This window comes from Sphingobacterium suaedae, from assembly GCF_042684625.1.
Lineage (GTDB): Bacteria > Bacteroidota > Bacteroidia > Sphingobacteriales > Sphingobacteriaceae > Sphingobacterium > Sphingobacterium suaedae.
In genome coordinates this window covers 955,816-972,838 of record NZ_JBHULR010000003.1, presented here as the reverse complement: position 1 = coordinate 972,838, position 17,023 = coordinate 955,816, and the positions used below count along the sequence as shown (strand labels likewise).

16 protein-coding genes are annotated in these 17,023 nt (G+C 43.2%); 4 read left to right on the top strand and 12 right to left on the bottom strand.

Features of this window, described 5'->3' with window-relative positions; genetic code table 11:
• Nucleotides 1–121: 121 nt before the first annotated feature.
• The gene (locus ACFSR5_RS07640; protein ID WP_380902337.1) at nt 122–1,201 is read right to left on the bottom strand and encodes an agmatinase family protein; all 1,080 of its coding nucleotides are present in this window, start codon (nt 1,199–1,201) and stop codon (nt 122–124) included.
• 231 nt (nt 1,202–1,432) lie between these two features.
• Here ACFSR5_RS07640 and ACFSR5_RS07635 point away from each other — a divergent pair, with 231 nt between their 5' ends.
• Nucleotides 1,433–2,989, top strand: coding sequence for an alpha-N-arabinofuranosidase (locus tag ACFSR5_RS07635; RefSeq protein ID WP_380902335.1), 1,557 nt, complete (start codon nt 1,433–1,435; stop codon nt 2,987–2,989).
• 84 nt (nt 2,990–3,073) lie between these two features.
• Here the strand turns inward: ACFSR5_RS07635 and ACFSR5_RS07630 are convergent, their stop codons facing one another.
• From ACFSR5_RS07630 to ACFSR5_RS07590, 9 genes are all read right to left on the bottom strand, one after another.
• A complete protein-coding gene (locus tag ACFSR5_RS07630) occupies nt 3,074–4,003 on the bottom strand; it encodes a DUF1801 domain-containing protein (RefSeq protein ID WP_380902333.1) in 930 nt (309 codons plus the stop codon).
• Nucleotides 4,000–4,473 (bottom strand): DUF6157 family protein, encoded by a 474-nt coding sequence (locus ACFSR5_RS07625; protein WP_380902331.1) that lies wholly within the window; start codon nt 4,471–4,473, stop codon nt 4,000–4,002. The genes ACFSR5_RS07630 and ACFSR5_RS07625 overlap by 4 nt, the downstream gene beginning before the upstream one ends.
• A gap of 27 nt (nt 4,474–4,500) precedes the next feature.
• A complete protein-coding gene (locus ACFSR5_RS07620) occupies nt 4,501–4,944 on the bottom strand; it encodes a DUF1801 domain-containing protein (protein ID WP_380902329.1) in 444 nt (147 codons plus the stop codon).
• Nucleotides 4,945–4,971: 27 nt separating this feature from the next.
• Entirely contained in the window at nt 4,972–5,367 is a 396-nt protein-coding gene (locus ACFSR5_RS07615; RefSeq protein WP_380902327.1) for a VOC family protein, read from the bottom strand.
• Complete coding sequence (locus tag ACFSR5_RS07610; protein WP_380902325.1) at nt 5,348–5,776, bottom strand: SRPBCC family protein; 429 nt, start codon at nt 5,774–5,776, stop codon at nt 5,348–5,350. The genes ACFSR5_RS07615 and ACFSR5_RS07610 overlap by 20 nt, the downstream gene beginning before the upstream one ends.
• A gap of 31 nt (nt 5,777–5,807) precedes the next feature.
• Entirely contained in the window at nt 5,808–6,182 is a 375-nt protein-coding gene (locus ACFSR5_RS07605; protein WP_380902323.1) for a hypothetical protein, read from the bottom strand.
• An 82-nt stretch (nt 6,183–6,264) separates the two neighbouring features.
• Nucleotides 6,265–6,843, bottom strand: a complete 579-nt coding sequence (locus ACFSR5_RS07600; RefSeq protein WP_380902321.1) for a Crp/Fnr family transcriptional regulator — start codon at nt 6,841–6,843, stop codon at nt 6,265–6,267.
• Nucleotides 6,844–7,029: 186 nt separating this feature from the next.
• Nucleotides 7,030–9,612 (bottom strand): DUF5686 and carboxypeptidase-like regulatory domain-containing protein, encoded by a 2,583-nt coding sequence (locus ACFSR5_RS07595; RefSeq protein ID WP_380902319.1) that lies wholly within the window; start codon nt 9,610–9,612, stop codon nt 7,030–7,032.
• Between the two features lie 162 nt (nt 9,613–9,774).
• Nucleotides 9,775–11,460: an RluA family pseudouridine synthase gene (locus tag ACFSR5_RS07590; protein WP_380902317.1), complete on the bottom strand. Its 1,686-nt coding sequence runs from the start codon at nt 11,458–11,460 to the stop codon at nt 9,775–9,777.
• Between the two features lie 128 nt (nt 11,461–11,588).
• On the opposite strand from ACFSR5_RS07590, the gene ACFSR5_RS07585 reads away from it, so the two are divergent.
• The 3 genes from ACFSR5_RS07585 to ACFSR5_RS07575 all read left to right on the top strand — a co-directional run bounded on the left by ACFSR5_RS07585 (nt 11,589) and on the right by ACFSR5_RS07575 (nt 13,813).
• Nucleotides 11,589–12,545, top strand: coding sequence for an aldo/keto reductase (locus tag ACFSR5_RS07585; protein ID WP_380902315.1), 957 nt, complete (start codon nt 11,589–11,591; stop codon nt 12,543–12,545).
• 134 nt (nt 12,546–12,679) lie between these two features.
• A complete protein-coding gene (locus ACFSR5_RS07580) occupies nt 12,680–13,153 on the top strand; it encodes a Dps family protein (RefSeq protein ID WP_380902313.1) in 474 nt (157 codons plus the stop codon).
• A 240-nt stretch (nt 13,154–13,393) separates the two neighbouring features.
• A complete protein-coding gene (locus ACFSR5_RS07575; protein ID WP_380902311.1) occupies nt 13,394–13,813 on the top strand; it encodes a DoxX family protein in 420 nt (139 codons plus the stop codon).
• A 63-nt stretch (nt 13,814–13,876) separates the two neighbouring features.
• On the opposite strand, the gene ACFSR5_RS07570 is transcribed toward ACFSR5_RS07575, so the two are convergent.
• Nucleotides 13,877–15,559, bottom strand: coding sequence for a PNGase F N-terminal domain-containing protein (locus tag ACFSR5_RS07570; protein ID WP_380902309.1), 1,683 nt, complete (start codon nt 15,557–15,559; stop codon nt 13,877–13,879).
• A gap of 234 nt (nt 15,560–15,793) precedes the next feature.
• On the bottom strand, nt 15,794–16,993 hold the full coding sequence (gene fabV, locus ACFSR5_RS07565) for an enoyl-ACP reductase FabV (RefSeq protein WP_380902307.1): 1,200 nt from the start codon (nt 16,991–16,993) through the stop codon (nt 15,794–15,796).
• Nucleotides 16,994–17,023 lie beyond the last annotated feature (30 nt).

Below are 17,023 nucleotides of genomic sequence, written 5' to 3'. Positions count from 1 at the left end.
TCGTAAGAGATAAACCGGAAGGTGAGTTCATTAAGTAATAGACGTGCAACACGTCCATTGCTTAATGACTCGTGGCAAGGAGAGTGTCCGTTGCATAATTTCAGTCACCTTTCGCTATGCACTAAAAAGTTATTGGTGTGCCTGTATGCAAGCCACTGTTCTTTGCCAGAACACCACACATATGAAAAAGTAAACGCGCTCCCACGTTACCATCCCATTCATCCTGATCGCCAGGAGCCACTTCAACAAGGTCAATACCAATTATTTTTTTATTGGAATGAGCTAAGGCCGTTAACATGTAGGTTGCTTGTTCGTAAGAAAGTCCTCCGGGTACCGGGGTACCCGTATTCGGGCAATACCAACGATACAACGCATCGATGTCGAAGCTCACCGCAACAGCGTCTGGTAAAAGAGCGATCATTTCGTCGACTTGCTGTTTCCATGTCTGTCCTTCAAATTGCCTACTTTTTAAGTCGTTGTCTGTAAACACATGGATTTTTCCACTATTTTTTACCACATCGACCTCCTGCTCACAAAAATCTCGGATCCCTACTTGCACAAGCTTTGTAATTTCCTGAAGCTGTACCGTATTGTACATGATCGATGCATGTGAAAATGTAAATCCCTCGTAGGCAATACGCAGGTCCATGTGTGCGTCAAAATGTAAAATTCCGAAATGACCATAATGTTCTGCAAGTGCTTGATAATAACCAAAAGGCGTCGAATGGTCACCACCCAACAGAACAACGCGTTTTCCCTTTTTTAACCAGGTACTCACCCGATCCTTTAATGCCGTATTTAGGTTGGCACAAGCTGTATTAATGAGCTGAAGGTTTGCTAGCAGCGTAGGATGTGTGGAAAGATCCTCTCCGGCTTCCAAAGCCTCAATAATAGGCTGTGCCAGCGCTTTATATTTCGCACTGTTTAACTTCCATTCCTGTGGTACTTCATCCATGTAAATGCCTAGTTTCCAAAGATCCGGAAATTCTTGGTGAAGTAAATCGACTTGATAGGAAGCTTCTAATATTGCCTCCGGTCCTTCCGATGCACCTGCCCCATAACTCACCGTCACTTCCCAAGGAACGGGAACCACGATAATCTCACTTTCATCCGCGGTAAACGGGAGACCATAAATACTAGCATCTGCCAATCCGGGTTGGGAAGGATCAAAATGTGCTATCTTCTGTTCTTTTGTTGACATAATTAACTGCATTTGCGAAAATGCAAAGATAAGAAGAAGCTTCGAAAGTATGTTTGCAACGAAGCGAGTTCCGTATAAATCTTTAAGTGTTAATTGAACATTTAATTATTTTTGCGTATCTTCACTCCGTAACAGTAGCTAACCAAGACTTTGCAGCGTGCTTTTCGGCAGCTTCATATGTATAAAAAGGTGCTGCCGAGTAGATCAGAAAACACAAAACCTAATTTAAATATGCTAAGTAAGAAAAATCAACTCTTAACAGTTCTCTGTATTGGTGCGTTATGGGGGCCGGCGACCAGTCAGACCAGTATTCAATTGTCTCCGAAGGAATCTTCGGTGCTTATTAGTAAACACATTTATGGGCATTTTGCCGAACATCTTGGACGTTGTATATACGATGGGTTTTATGTGGGCGAAGGTAATACGACCATACCTCATACCAATGGGGTGCGCAACGATGTATTGTCGGCATTAAAGGAACTGAAAATACCGAACTTAAGATGGCCAGGAGGATGCTTTGCCGATACATACCATTGGAAAGATGGTATCGGACCGAAAGGGAGTCGACCATCGATAGTGAACAATTGGTGGGGAGGGGTGACAGAGGATAACTCATTTGGTACGCACGATTTCTTGAATATGTGTGAGTTGCTCGAGACAGAGCCGTATCTCGCTGGCAACGTTGGAAGCGGAGAAGTGCAGGAGTTGGCAGATTGGGTTCAGTACGTCAATTTCGAGGGGCGCAGTCCGATGTCCGATCTCCGACGGGCAAATGGGAGAGATAGGCCTTGGAACGTTAAGTTTTGGGGAGTTGGTAATGAAGCCTGGGGATGTGGCGGGCATATGACAGCAGCCTACTACAGCGATATTTATCGGAAATATGCGACGTTTATGTCGGATTGGTCAAATACCGGTGGCTTATACCGTATTGCATCTGGAGCTAACAGTGCCGACTATAATTGGACGGAAACTCTCATGCAGAAACTTCCAAAAAATCTAGTCAAAGGAATTGCACTGCACCACTATGCTGTTATCGATTGGAATAAAAAAGGCTCTGCAATCGAATACACGGACGAGCAGTACTTTAAGACCATGAAATCAGCATGGTTTATGAATGAACTCGTCGAGAAACATAGTGCCATCATGGACAAGTATGATCCTAAAAAAGAAGTGGCGTTGGTCGTCGATGAATGGGGGGGATGGTACGAGGTAGAGCCCGAAACGAATCCTGGATTTTTGTATCAGCAGAATACCATGCGCGACGCTATGATCGCTGGGATGACCTTAAACATTTTCAACAACCATGCCGAACGAGTTAAGATGGCCAACCTCGCCCAAACCATTAATGTGCTTCAGGCCGTTATCTTGACTAAAGGGGAAAAGATGATAAAAACGCCTACTTTTCATGTGATGGAGATGTACAAGGTACATCAGGACGCACAATTGATTCCACTGCAAATAAATAGTCAGTCTTTCGTTTGGAACGGTGAAGAAATTCCTGCGGTTTCGGCGTCGGCATCCAAGGGCCAAAATGGGAAGACTTATGTTTCGTTGGTGAATATTGATCCAAAAGTAGCGCAAAAAGTAGAACTCAACTTAGGAGGGAGTTATGCTGGGGTAAGCGGACGTATCCTGACGGCTAAGCAATTGCGAGACTTCAACGATTTCGATGATGCCAACCGCATTCAGCCACAAGCGTTTTCGGGGGCGAAACTGAGTAAGGAACGGTTGAGTCTATCATTACCGCCGTTTTCGGTCGTGGTGTTGGAGTTGAACGGAAAAAAGTAAGACGAATGGAAAGTCGGCCGTACGGTAGACGATACGGGCACGGCCGACTTTCATCGCGTTTTTCGGACCAAAATCTTAGGCGGGTTAACGTTTGTACTTGTCGTGTAAGCCAGTTCCGGCGAAAATCATTGGAATAATTTTCTCCAGCCGCGTTTGTTTTGTTTTTTCTTGCTTTGCTTCGTCCAAATATGTGATATATTCTTTTCGCCTACCTGGCGTGAGCTTATGGAAGGCTTCGCGCAGGTCAGGGTCATTGTCAAGCGCGGTTTTAATAAATCCTTCTACCGGTTTGACGATGCTTTTATCCGGTTTGATTTCTTTACCGTCTTTTACCGTCTGTATGGCTTCTTCTATATATGCCTTAATTCGTACTGGATCCATTTCCCCAGCATGTGAAAAGCGCCATTGACGCAACGCTTTTGTTTTTCCTTCGGAAGCCGTAACCAATACTCCGGCTTTATCGTTCAAGAATACGCCGTTATAGAACCAAATTGCGAAATGGTTTTTGAATCCTCCATAGGAGACGATATTTTTGTTGTTAAAAGTATAGACATCGCTTCCCCATTTGATTGTTTTCGTTAGAGGAAGTTCATGGATGATTTGCTCTATTTTGTCTATTGCTTCTGTCCATTTCCCTTGATGACGTCTCCAATCGGGTGCAGACTTGTGGCGGAGTTTTTCGAAATTAAATCGAACGATTTTCTCAATAAGTTCTACGGGCAGTTCCTTATCAAATGGTATTTGGATTGCGCCTTTTGTGGTTTTGTAGGGGATGAGGTCTTTTTGGAACTGTATAATCGCTTCTGGACCGGGATATAAACCGAGGTGGTTCTTAAAAAGCGCAAAGTGAATAAGGTTTCCATGATAACGAAAGGTCGGCATTTGGTAACTGATGGTTTCTGTCGCATCTGGAACAGCATGGGCAATAATTGTCCGTAACTGCTGAAGAAGTGCTTGTTGTTTCTGATCGGCTAACGCAATGTATTGGTCTACCGTTGTAAAGTTATTGTTCATGGTACTTTTGTTTTTGCCGCTGCGCCGTTCTTATTGTTTGTCTCTTTTTCTTTCTGTGGTCTGGCTGACCGCATGGCCGGTACTTTCGCCACTGTTGTGTTGTTCAAAAGCGTCTGGTACTCCTCAGAGCTACAGTCCACGAGTTTTACTTTTCCATCTGCGTTTGCATAGATCCCCCATCCATACGTTTTTGCAAGCGGAGACGTGCGAAGACAGGGTTGTCCCTTGGAAAAAAAAAGCGTTCGCTGTTCTAGCAACTCATCAGGAGTTAAGTCTTGCCGAAGTGCATACACCTGGAACAGGATGTCATCCGATGTCCACATTAGAGGCATAGCACGCAACAGGTCAAATTGCAGGTTCGCGATCGTTTTCTTACGTTCGCTGGCCGGTGGCGCTATGCCTCGGGAAGCTTTTGTATCGTCCGAAACCATGATAAGTGTTTCGTAGTAATTTGTCGTATGTTGTTTCATTATGGTATTTTTTTTTAAATGAGCGGACTATCCGAGTCTATCGGAAGACGCTGTACGTTCGTGCATACGACTCAGAAAGTCGATTGTCTTTTGCATAAGCGCTACGAGGACGTCGGTATTGATATCTGCTAATTTCTTAACATAAATACAGGCTTTGCCCATTTTAAATTTTCCAAGCCGGTCGAGTAAGTCTGTCTGATCGTCACTTTCCGTGTAGACGTATAGGGATATGGCGTCTTTACGGGGAGAAAAACCGATCAATGGGGCTTCTCCGGTATGCCCACTTGCATACGTATACTTGTATTTGCCGAAACCGATAATCGACGGGCCAAACATACGTGCGGATTCCCCACTCACTTCTTCCATAAGGGAGATCAGCGCAAGGCTGTCCGTACGCTTCGTTTCGTCTGTCAGACGTTGTATAAACGTAGAAACCGTTTCGGCTGTAAACGTCGTTTTATTTTTTGTCATGAATAAGCTAGTATGCGGTGATTTTACTTACTCCATTTTCCCTAAACCGAACACACAACCCAACGGATCCTTGACGATTACATAATAAAGGCTACCATCTGCTTTACGACTTTCCTGTACAAGAGACCCCCCATACTGCAGAACGTCTTCTAAACTTTGTTGCACATCAGCGACCTGAACGTACATGATCCATTGTGGAGGTATTTGGCTATTTACCCCTCTGCGGTGACAAAGGCCGCCACCCACGGTCTGATTGTCTATGGCCATGATATAATCTTCGTAAGCTCCCTGTGCATCGTTCATCGGCACAGGTACGTCCTGCCAACCAACGACTTGTTTGTAAAATTCCTTCACGGCCGAGGGGTTTTCGACGGTGAGATCCGCCCAATAAAACTGGCCGATTTTATAAGTTGGTGTTTCCATAGGTACGTTCTACATAGTTTTTGAAATTTGTTAAGATGGCCTGCCATCCATTCCGTTGCATGTCGATCGGATTCTCGTTTTCCGGATCAAACGTTACAGACACATCGGTGAGATTTCGATGGCCATCAAATTTGACGGTTACCGTACGGCCGTCGGGCATGGTATAAGCAATAGATTGAAACGGTATTATCTCTGTATAGGTTCCTTCGAAGTCAAAACCTAAGCTACCATTCTTAGCTTCCATGCGATGACTGAATTTTCCACCCACGCGAAGATCGTTGATAGCTTGCGTACAGTGCCAATCGGGAGTGGCATGGTTCCATTGCTTGATGTCCTCGGCAGAGGTATACGCATTCCAAATGGTTTCTACGTTATGATGGATTGTTGCTTTGATATGAATTTGTTCCATACATGTACATTATTCTTGTTTTTCCATTCTATCAAATGGAGGAGGTTTTCATCAACAAAATATTTCCGGCCGGATCCTTAATCCGGAGCACATCAGATTGGATAGTTTGTTTCTCCCCGTTACAGGTCGTTATGTCGTTCGCTTGCAAATAGTTTGTCGCACTGTTTATATCACGCGTCGCTAACTCTAACCATATTTCCGATACCGTTAAATCTTTAACACGATCAAGCCACAATATGTTTGCTCCGAAACATAATCGATGTGTCTCGAGTACAGGGGGGTAATGAACATCGACCTCTTCTACATCGAACAAGAGGATGTCCCGATAAAAAGCGACGGTTTCTTGGTATTTTTCGGACGGAATCTTCATAGCTATGTTGATGCCGCCGATGAAATTGATTTCCATAATAGGTGTATTTTAGTGTCTGTTATCCAAAAATACGCCACAGCGTTGGCAAGAAACTTGCCGTAGGGCAAGTTTTTAGATATCATCGTCCGACCAATTCCTTTCGGATTCTACTCAACGACGTATCCGTGATTCCAAGGAAAGTGGCTATATGTTTGAGCGGCGCTTGCTGCAAGATTTGTGGCTTCTCCTCCAATAATTGCTTATATCGGTCGAGCGCCGAAAGACTGATGATATCGAGCGCGCGTTTTTTGGTCAAAAATAGTTGGTGGGCCATCCATGCGCGACCCCACTCGGTCAAAGCAGGAATTGTTTCAAATAGGCCTTGGAAGCTATCAAATTTGATCCTCCATAAGGTACAGTCGGTTAAGCATACGATATTTTCCTTGGTCGGAATATGATGAAAAATAGACGCAACTTCGATAACAAGCTCATCTTGGCAGAAGAAATCCGTGCTGATATCATTTCCGTTGTAATCATATACGAAGGATCGTATAATCCCTTCTTCCAAAATATAATAACAATCACTTGTTTGCCCCTCTTTAAGAAGTAAGTCCCCTTTTTTAAACTGGACGCGCTCATGGCGATCAACTAACTGATCTAGATCGCTAGGCGACATGCCCGGATATTGATAGACGAGACGGATTTTTTCTGGGTACATGGGTTTATGTGCTAGTTTTATCCTTTTGCTGACCGGCATGCCGATTCGGCCACTAAAAATATAAAAAAGCAGTGAAAAGCCATGAGGAAGTTTTCAATAACTGTGCTTCTTGATATATATGGGCATACCTGTCCATAAAAAAAGCTGCCCACGTTTAGACAGCTCTATGAGAAGATATGGAAAATATTAGAAATCAAACTTTACACGCACACGAATGCCGTGTTTAGGTACTTCGGGCTGATTGAGGTAGTTGAGTCTTCGTACATAATCGACGCGTATAAACTTGAAGATGTTGGACAAGCCGACACTGGCCTCCACATAAGGTCTATTTCCGAAGCTATAGGTAATCGGTTCTCCGTTTTCATTTTCCTGAAATTGGAACACTCGATTGGTATAGGTTGGGTTATTTTCGTTACGGAGTCCACCATAGATTGCTTTCACGCTAAATACCTCGCGCCATTTTAGCTTCTTAATCAAGGGAATTTTATTTAAAATGAAACCGTTCATGTAATACTGTATATTGGTAGATACGGAATGATCGCTAACGAACTCTAAGAAGTTCATTAGGTTATAGGAGCGCAGCTGATAGGCATAGGTCTGATTTGCACGGTGAATATTCAAGAATGGGAACGGGATCTGATCACCGATAATATAATTTCCTTCCACGTTGACGTCGGCATATCCCAGCTGAGAGAAATAGAAGCGTTTGTCCGCACCCAACGTAAAATTATGGTAATTGAACCCCCCGTCTAGTACGTCCTTAAGTCCAGCGATATAATTTAAGTAGAAGATGGGATATTTGTTAAAGATCGGTGTACGGTACAGTTTTCCCTGATAAAACTCTTCATGCGGCGCGTACCGCAAGCTTACAGAAAGCTCGGTGGTATTCAATTCATTAAACAAACGTTTGGAGCCTTCATCATCCAACATCTGATAGGTTAGGATGCCTGCCGGTTGTTGTTTCCATTTTGAGAAACCTACGGTGTACGAAAAGTGATTTTCGAATTCACGTTTATATTCTAACCGGTAAATATCGTTGTACAAGTAACGTTCGTTTTCACCTCGTTTGAACGAAAGTAAAAAATTATCCTCTTGGACAAATTCTAGATTTTGACCCGGGATCTTCGTATCTCGCATGACCGAAGCCCGTATGTAGTGTTGCGGAAATGTATAGACCGATTTGTTGTTCAGCGCGTAGGTACCGCTTAAAAAATATTTCCATTTTTCATCTTTAAATCCATATGCAGTATATCCTTCTGCATAGAAACGTTTGCTCAAACGATCGGTGGTGCGACCACCAAGCCGCAAGCGAAATCCTTCTACCGGATTAAAACTATAGAAGGTGTTGACTGGCCCGATTTCTACGGGACCAGCCTGTTTGTAGCCGGATAAAATCAGTGCACTGATATCCATGAAACGCTGGAAGGATGGAATCAATTGCAGGGTATCTATATTCCGATAAATATTCTGTTCGGTCGGCTTTAATGGAAGCGGTCGATGCGTGGCCCAGTATTCGTCTGTTAATGCTTCTTTTGTTTCCTCGTACACTTTCACAACCGACGCCCCTGCGTATACAGAATCAGGTTGTATAACTCCCGTTTTGAAATCGTCGAACGTTACCGTCCGATTTCCTTTGATGCCAGTACCTTTGTCCGTCAACGAAAAATCTAGTCCGAGAGAGCTTGTTCGCAAATAATATCGGTCATTCACATCTTGTTGGAAATCCAATTTTACATCGAGATCGCGTACGAAATTTAAATTGATGTCGTCAGCCACACTGAGTTCGGCACGTTTAACTGCATATTTGCCATCGAGTGTGATATAAAGCTTGCCCTGAAAAAGCAGATCCGCTTTATTTCTCGGAAAAAAGCTCAGCTCAACTAGGTACGGCGTTTCGGTTTTCACCGTATCGGTAATGTAAAATTTGTAAAATGTGGGAGAGGCACCCGCAATCGGGCTTAAGAATTGATTAGTCACCAATTCGATATTACTTTCATAGATATCGATATCTTGATATAATTTATTAAAATATGCACTTAAACCGTCATTATCGACAAACTTTGGGTCGAATTGTGCCCGTTGTTCAGCAAGTATAAGCTGTTTTGTGGTACTAGGCTTTTTGCGACTGTATACTTGCGAAAGACGTTCTTCAATAAAGGCCGGTAAGGTGTATCCCCGGCTCGCATCACTGCCTTCTACGTCCTCTTTTTCAAATAAAAATTGATAGTTTTTAAAAACTTTCCTATTCTTAAATTTTTCCGATAAGTTACTCAATCCAAGTGATACCTTCTCATACTGTTGATATTGGGCATAATCGTAGGCAGCAATACGATTTTCATCCTTATGGGCAATAACTTGCCGTATGAGTTCAACCGCGGGATTATTTTTATTGGAGTACTTGGATCGCTTGGGTGCTTTTATCTGTACAGCCTCGATCGTATTTTCTTCAGGTACTAGGTAGATCGTGAGTTCTTGATAGGATTCTCCGCTAATACTCACGTCTTGCGGTTCATATCCCACATAGGATATCCTGATTTTTGAGAAACCGGGTTCTACCTTTAAAACAAAGTTACCGTTGTCGTCTGTCGACGTTGCCGTGGTTGACCCAATAGCGGCTATTGTCGCATAGCTAATGGATTCCTTATTTGTTACGTCCATCACTTTTCCTTTCACGTGGAGCGTTTGCCCAAAGCTTAGGAAAGACGATGTAAGAAGCAAAATCAACGAGGCTATGTGCTTGGCTAAGTGCTGTGTATATTGTGCTGGCATAGTACTTCTGTTTTATCCTATCTATTTGACTTTTGAACTTACGAAGTCAAGTCTTTAGAAAGTCGAACAAAAGTAATAATTGTTTAAATGATTTGAAAAGAGATGATAAGACAAGTTTGGGATTGTGACTTTATCTTGATTTTTCTGTTTTTTCTATTACAATTAAAACGGATCCGGCACATAGAACGTGACATTTTCTTTCGTAGTTGGATGGTTGAATTGTATATATCCCGCGTGCAAATGAAGACGGCCAGATCGAGTGCCATAGAGATCGTCTCCGAGGATGGGATGATTGAGCCCTAGCTGGTGAGCTGCGTGAACCCGTAATTGATGTGTACGGCCTGTTAGCGGAAAGAAGTGCACCCGGGTGTTTCCCTTTTCATGGCCGACCACGGTGTATGTTGTGCGTGCAGGTTTTCCATATTGGTAGCAGACAACTTGACGAGGACGGTCTTCGAGGTCGACACGCAACGGCAGGTCAATTAAACCCTCTGGCTCTTCCAATAGTCCGTCGAGCAGGGCCGTATACCGTTTGATGATGGTGTGCTTGATAAATTGATCTTGGATATATTGGTGCGCGTCTTTATGTTTTGCCAGAATCAAAATGCCCGAGGTAGACATATCCAATCGATGGACGACTACCGGTCCGGAGATTTCGGGATAAGCCTTTAAAATACGGGTATACACCGAGTCTTGAATATGAATACCAGGTACTGACAAAAATTCGGCTGGTTTATCGACCACGATAATATCGCGGTCTTCATAAATAATGGTTAAATCCTTCCCTTCCGCTGGATTCGTAAGCATAGGGTTTGGATCTACATGCAGGCCGGTCAGCATATGGCTTAATATAGGCTCACATTTGCTCTTGCAGGCGGGATAGAAGTTTTTGTGTTTTCGAACCTCTGATGCGGGTGAGGCTCCCCACCAAAATTCGGCCATACTGATGGGGTGCAGGTCGTGTTGATACGCATATTGAAGAAGTTTCGGAGCCGCACATTCGCCTGCGCCAGCCGGGGGGAGCATTTGTTTGCACTCTTCGAATATGGTGCGTACACTTTTAGATTCGCTGCGAGCGTTCAAAAATTGATATTGATCGAACAGCTGTTGTTGAAGTTTAGACGATCGATCTTTACGTTGATTTTTAAGTTCGTCAAGCGCATCCTGTAATTGTTGTATTTGTACTTCGATATGAAGAATCCGCTTTGCCCAGTCGCTTTTTAGGACATCTAGTTCATGTTGATCGCGATAGCTTTGTTTGATCAGATCGTCTTCCAATTCTTGGTACGCTTCGGACGATAACTCCAACTTATATCGTTGTCGCTTTTCCTTCCGTTCAGCTTTTTCTTTTTTCATATGGAGCCGGAATGCAGCGAGGGAAGTTGCAGCGGCCTGTCGCATTTCCTGGTATTCCGTACGAAGTCTGGGAAGGATAGGATCTCTTTCCAATTCTTCTATTTTTCGGTTAAGGGCATTGATTTGTTCTTCTTCTTTTAGAAAAAAACTGCCTGGCTGCAACATATCAAAGATCGGCGGCACAAAATATCGATGTTGGTTACGACCGGCAAGTTTTCCCGAACAGGCGGCTAGATATCCTATGGTTCCGTTCCGGTGTTCTGCTACTAGAACGCCAAACATTTTTCCAATGATCAAACCCTCCATGGGTTCCAAACCAAAATTGTGGACAAAGTCCTGCTGATTACCTAAATAATCCTGTAGCTCTTTTGCAGCGGTCAAGCTCCATTCGTCCGGTTCATAACAAAATGGAAAAGTAAATCGCTCTGGCTTCTTTTTTTGCGCGATAGCTGACTTGAAAGCGTGAAAATAAGCGGGAACATCTGCTGCCATATCTAACCTCTTGAATGCGACAAAAGTAGGAAGTTTGAATGGATTTATGACAATATTATGGAGGTTTGTTTTCAATAAAAAATCGGTAAAAAGTCGTACATTGACTATAATTAAACAGGAGGTTTATAATGCAAAAAATCACAATTAAGAATACTGATCTTTCCTTTGCTCCCATAATTTTCGGAGGGAATGTGTTTGGATGGACATTGGATGAAAAAGGATCTTTCGCTATCTTGGATGCATTTGTAGATGTGGGATTTCAGGCCATTGATACAGCAAATCAATATTCGCACTGGGTTACCGGCAATCGGGGAGGAGAGTCAGAAACTATTCTAGGCGATTGGATGAAGTCTCGTGGCAATCGCAGTAACATTGTGCTCATGACAAAGGTTGGCGGTGTATTTGCAGATAACCCAAGTCCGAACACCACTAGATTGCATATTTTGGAACAGGTAGATGCATCGTTAAGACGATTGCAGACCGATTATATCGACCTGTATCAAACACACTTCGACCAAGAGGAAACGCCGGTAGAGGAGACATTACGTGCATATGAGGATTTAATAAAAGCAGGTAAAGTCCGTTTTATTGGAGCCTCCAATTTATCTCCGGCCAGATTAAAAGAGTCGCTGGAGGCCAGCCATAAACTGGAATTGCCCGCGTATGTTTCATTACAACCGGAGTATAATCTCTATAGTAGAGCAGGCTTCGAGCAGCATTATCTGGGAATTGCCCAGGGATATGAACTGTCGGTTATTCCGTATTTTTCATTGGCCAGTGGTTTCCTAACTGGGAAATATCAGCACGAAGATGACTTTGCCAAATCGGTGAGAGGGGCGGGAGTCAAGAACCAATATTGGAACGTGCGTGGCGAGAAAATCGTGAAAGCTCTTGTATATGTGGCAGACGAAAACAAAACCAATCCAGCAGCTGTTGCCCTAGCATGGTTGTTGCATCAGCCTACTGTCGCGGCTCCCATAGCTAGTGCGACAAAAGCACTGCATTTGCAACCTTTTGTCGATGCCGTCGAGTTGAAACTCACGAAGGAAGCACTCATATTGTTAGACGAAGCTAGTCGCTATTAGAAGACGTGGATACAAAGATAGAACGACCCGTCTCCGGAAAATTTCCAAAGAATCGGAACATCCGCGGAGAAAACGTGTTCATGTAAAAAACATCATTTCTGGTTAACGGTTACAATTAAATGAAATATTATTATATGAAAACAAACATTGGTATTAAAGACAAAGACACCCAAGCTATTGCGGTAATCCTCAACAAATTATTAGCTGATGAACATGTTTTGTATGTGAAGACAAGAAATGCGCATTGGAACGTGGAAGGTCCTGACTTTCATGCGCAACACTTATTTTTCGAAAACATGTATGATCAGTTAGGCGAAACGATCGATGAGATCGCTGAGCGAGTACGTTCTATAGGACACTATGCGGTAGGAACCATGAAGGAGTTTTTAGAACTCACGCAGTTAACCGAACTGCGACACGGGAAAAATGACAGTCAAGGGTATATCAAGGAGTTGTTGTCGGATTTTGAATCCATTATTGTCTATATCCGGGAACAGATTGACGCTGTCGGCGAAAAACACAAGGATGCCGGAACAGAAGATTTCTTAGTGGGGGTTATGGAACAACACGAAAAAACAGCTTGGATGTTGCGTGCGCATCTCCGTTAACGAATCCATCTAAAAAAGTTGTCAAAGATACTAACGCTTATCGGTTTCCTAAAGAAAAACGAGAACAGGAATCTGCTGCATTATAATTAGGTCTCTGCTGATAATTTGTTCGGAATATAGATATTCGTATCTTCAGGAGAGCGGTTAAAGAGGCCTATGTTTTCGACGACTTTTTTTGCCTAAAGCACCTGAACTACGACGTGGACTGCTATATTTGTGAAATCGATAATTCTGATACATATGAAGAAATTTTTTCTCACAGTACATAAAGGTACAGCGGCCTCCAATCTTTCAGCATTTATACTCAGAGTCGGCTTCGGTGTGCTGATGATACCTAGGCATGGTTACGTGAAATTAGTCGAATTTAACGAGCGAAAGGAACAATTTATGGACTTTCTTGGTTTGGGCGGCACCGTCACCTTGAGCCTAACGATATTTGCGGAGTTCTTTTGTTCGATCCTGTTGATTCTTGGCCTATTTACACGATTGGCGGCAATACCGTTATTGATCACTGTTTTAGTTATATTTTCGGTACACAATTGGGAGTTTTTCGGAAAATACGAACTGGCTACAGCGTTTTTCATCGGTTATGTGTCGATTTTTATATTAGGACCGGGCAAATTTAGTTTGGACTATCTGTTGTTTAAAAAAGGACGCTAACCTTAAAAAAAAGGACACAGCTGTGCGAAACAGAGGTGTCCTTTTTTTAGAAGGATGGGGCCATTAATTGTAGAGCAACGCGCCGGAAACGTTCCAAAAACTAAAGCTACTTCCTTCAGGTGCGCCTTGCGGAATATGCACCCTTATGGTATGTTTTCCTGCTTTAAGTGTACCCAAACTAATGTAATTCGGGGTAGTCACCGTTCCAGGGCACCAGTTTGAACGACTGAGGTCTGATGAAGATAACCCATTTTGGAAATTTCCGGAGACAGGGTTGTACAGACGGTATGAACCACAGTCGGTACGCCAAGGTGTAAACTTGAAGGCAAGCTCTCCGTCGAGATAGATGGAATTTTCCTTTGGTACGAATTCATCGCCTTGTCCCCAACCGCCATGTCCAGTTGTGATATACCGTAATTGTACATCGCGGGCATCTTCCGGTAATTCAAAGCTCATTTCTAAGCCTTTTTCCTGACCAAAGAATCTTGCGTAAGTTTGCCCGCCCATTTCCATCACGTTTGTGGTGTTAAATAACGAGCGTATTTTAGGAAAGTCCATCTTCGATGATCCTGGATGGATAGTCATTTCGAGACTAACGATGTGCCCCCCTTTATCGTAGTTTCCGATGTATGTCCCAATGTACACTTCCTGACCAGCCATGACCGATAGAAACTCGGATATATCTTGCCGGTAGATAACGGAATCTTGCCACGTTTTTCCTTTTAACGTCAATCTATTGTTGAAATGGGAAACACCAAACGGCGTGAAGAAGCGCATGAGTTCGTAAATGGGCGAATACCCATGAGTACGCACCATCCCAGGATATGCTGTGCCATCACCGTTGCTGTACATCGGTAAGGTGTTCATTCCGTTTCTCATTCCGTCCAGAAAACTCTGGGCTTGATCCTGGGCAATTAAAAAGACAGAACCTGTGCGGTCGTAAGCATCGCCGTTAGATTTTTCGACCAACTGTACAAAAGCCTGACTTCCTGCTTTGATGTCCGGGATTTTTACTTTCTTGACAATAACCGTCCCGTTGGCAAAACGTAAAATGCTATCTGATGTTGTGTGCTCGCTGAAATTAATCCGCTCGTTTTGGAAGATGGGTACCTGTGTAAAACGACTTTTCGAAAGCTCGTCTTGGTAGGTTAAGCCGTCTACAATTTCTTCGAAGGGACGTAGGGCAATATGTGACGGAATCTGTTTTACTTTTTCTACGCGAACAGCGGTTATTTTCGAATTCCCATTCCGCACGTATTCCAATACCAAACCGATTTGTTGACCAAGTTCGTTGGGAGCGCCTTTCACACCAAGCGCTGTAGTATACCAGAGTTCGATGCTATTTGAATTAACCGATGTTGTTGCCTTTTTGCAAACATAGCCCAGGATAGTCTTCGTTTCTTCCGTAAATGTTATCTGGTTTCTGTTTAGTAGCAGGGTATCGAATGTGGCTAATTCTTTGGACGCGGAAAAATTGGTCAGTTTGTAGTATCCGTTTTTTTGACGATCCACATAAAACGTTTCATAGGGATAGGGGGCCAATGATTGGCTAATGTCCTGTGTCGTAATAACTGTTTGCTGACTATTTGTGAAAACCAGGACCGGGTCTTGATCCGGAGCCACTTTATCGTTATAACTGCGGTGGTATGTAATTTTGTACGACTGTGCGGATACGCAAGTCATAAACGTCAACATCAGAAGTAGAGGGTAATATTTCAACATGCGGTGTGGTGCTTTGTGTTGCATAAGTTAATGGTTTTAGCAAAGTGTAAAGATAATAAAACCTGTACATATGTGTGGTAGAATGGCCGTATAAGATTACGTATCTAACCTTGGGGGGAGCGTAAAAAAATCGTCATTGCAAGAAGCACGACGAAGCAATCTTTCCTTTTAATATCATGCAGATTGTTTCGTCGTCGTTTCAATTCTCGCAATGACGACAATGTCTAACGTTTTAGAACGTGTCTTTATATGTTGCCACTATACTTGGATGCTGGGTATAGGGACGACTTCATTTGTATCAGCTTCGTAATCAATCGTATCAAAATTGAAGCCGAACAAATGAAAGAATTCATCACGATAGCCAGCAATATCTGAAATTTCTTCGAGGTTTTCCGTTGTTGCTTTTTTCCATAATTCAGCAACTTCAGCTTGTACATCCTCCCGCATTTCTAAATCGTCTACACGGATTCTGCCTTTCTCGTCTAATGCTACTTTATTTCCGGTGTACAGGCGTTCGGCGAATAAACGTTGCATTTGTTCGATGGTGCCTTCGTGAATTCCTTTTTCCTTCATTACCTTATAGAGCAACGAAATATATAAAGGCACTACTGGAATGGCTGAACTGGATTGCGTGACCAAAGCTTTGTTTACAGACACATAGCTGACGCCATGTATATCTTTGAGCAAATCGTTGATAACTGGAACCGTTCCTTCCAAATCATCTTTTGCCTTTCCGATTGTACCATTTCTATAAATTGGGTAAGTCAGCTCAGGCCCTATGTAGGAGTAGGCTACAGTCTTCACCCCTTCAGCTAAGACACCTGCCGCTTTTAATTCTTCTATCCAAAACTTCCAGTCCTCCCCGCCCATGACAGCTACAGTATTATTGATCTCTTCCTGATTTTCGATCGGTTGTATGGAAATATCCGATACTATACCTGCATGGAAGTCAACCGTCTTATTTGTAAAAGCTTGACCAATAGGTTTTAAAACTGACGCGTAAGCCACACCGGTCTTGGGGTGGGTACGGCGAGGAGAAGCGAGAGAGTAAACGACGAGATCCACCTGGCCGAGATCCTGTTTAATCAGTTCTATTGCTTGTTTCTTTACGTCGTCCGAAAAGGCATCTCCATTGATACTTTTCGCGTATAGTCCAGCGGCTAAGGCTTCGTGTTCGAAGGCGGCTGTGTTGTACCAACCCGCAGTTCCCGGCTTTCCTGGAGCCGCAGGCTTCTCAAAAAATATGCCGATAGTAGCCGCATCTGAACCAAATGCTGCGGTAATACGTGAAGCTAAACCAAAACCTGTGGAAGCACCGATTACTAATACTTTTTTAGGGCCATTTTCTACTTTGCCCTTGGATTTAACGTAGTTTATCTGTTGTTTAACGTGCTCCGCTGTACCTTCAGGGTGCGAAGTCAAACAGATAAAACCTCTTACACGTGGCTGTATAATCATATTGTTTTTCTATCTAGTCGAATTGAAGAT

Coding starts and splice junctions, on each gene's coding strand:
- ACFSR5_RS07600 (WP_380902321.1), bottom strand. CDS start 6,843: ATGTACCCAGAAAAAATCCGTCTCGTCTATCAATATCCGGGCATGTCG.
- ACFSR5_RS07640 (WP_380902337.1), bottom strand. CDS start 1,201: ATGTCAACAAAAGAACAGAAGATAGCACATTTTGATCCTTCCCAACCC.
- ACFSR5_RS07625 (WP_380902331.1), bottom strand. CDS start 4,473: ATGAAACAACATACGACAAATTACTACGAAACACTTATCATGGTTTCG.
- ACFSR5_RS07635 (WP_380902335.1), top strand. CDS start 1,433: ATGCTAAGTAAGAAAAATCAACTCTTAACAGTTCTCTGTATTGGTGCG.
- ACFSR5_RS07605 (WP_380902323.1), bottom strand. CDS start 6,182: ATGGAAATCAATTTCATCGGCGGCATCAACATAGCTATGAAGATTCCG.
- ACFSR5_RS07620 (WP_380902329.1), bottom strand. CDS start 4,944: ATGACAAAAAATAAAACGACGTTTACAGCCGAAACGGTTTCTACGTTT.
- ACFSR5_RS07615 (WP_380902327.1), bottom strand. CDS start 5,367: ATGGAAACACCAACTTATAAAATCGGCCAGTTTTATTGGGCGGATCTC.
- ACFSR5_RS07585 (WP_380902315.1), top strand. CDS start 11,589: ATGCAAAAAATCACAATTAAGAATACTGATCTTTCCTTTGCTCCCATA.
- ACFSR5_RS07610 (WP_380902325.1), bottom strand. CDS start 5,776: ATGGAACAAATTCATATCAAAGCAACAATCCATCATAACGTAGAAACC.
- ACFSR5_RS07570 (WP_380902309.1), bottom strand. CDS start 15,559: ATGCAACACAAAGCACCACACCGCATGTTGAAATATTACCCTCTACTT.
- ACFSR5_RS07575 (WP_380902311.1), top strand. CDS start 13,394: ATGAAGAAATTTTTTCTCACAGTACATAAAGGTACAGCGGCCTCCAAT.
- ACFSR5_RS07590 (WP_380902317.1), bottom strand. CDS start 11,460: ATGGCAGCAGATGTTCCCGCTTATTTTCACGCTTTCAAGTCAGCTATC.
- fabV (WP_380902307.1), bottom strand. CDS start 16,993: ATGATTATACAGCCACGTGTAAGAGGTTTTATCTGTTTGACTTCGCAC.
- ACFSR5_RS07630 (WP_380902333.1), bottom strand. CDS start 4,003: ATGAACAATAACTTTACAACGGTAGACCAATACATTGCGTTAGCCGAT.
- ACFSR5_RS07580 (WP_380902313.1), top strand. CDS start 12,680: ATGAAAACAAACATTGGTATTAAAGACAAAGACACCCAAGCTATTGCG.
- ACFSR5_RS07595 (WP_380902319.1), bottom strand. CDS start 9,612: ATGCCAGCACAATATACACAGCACTTAGCCAAGCACATAGCCTCGTTG.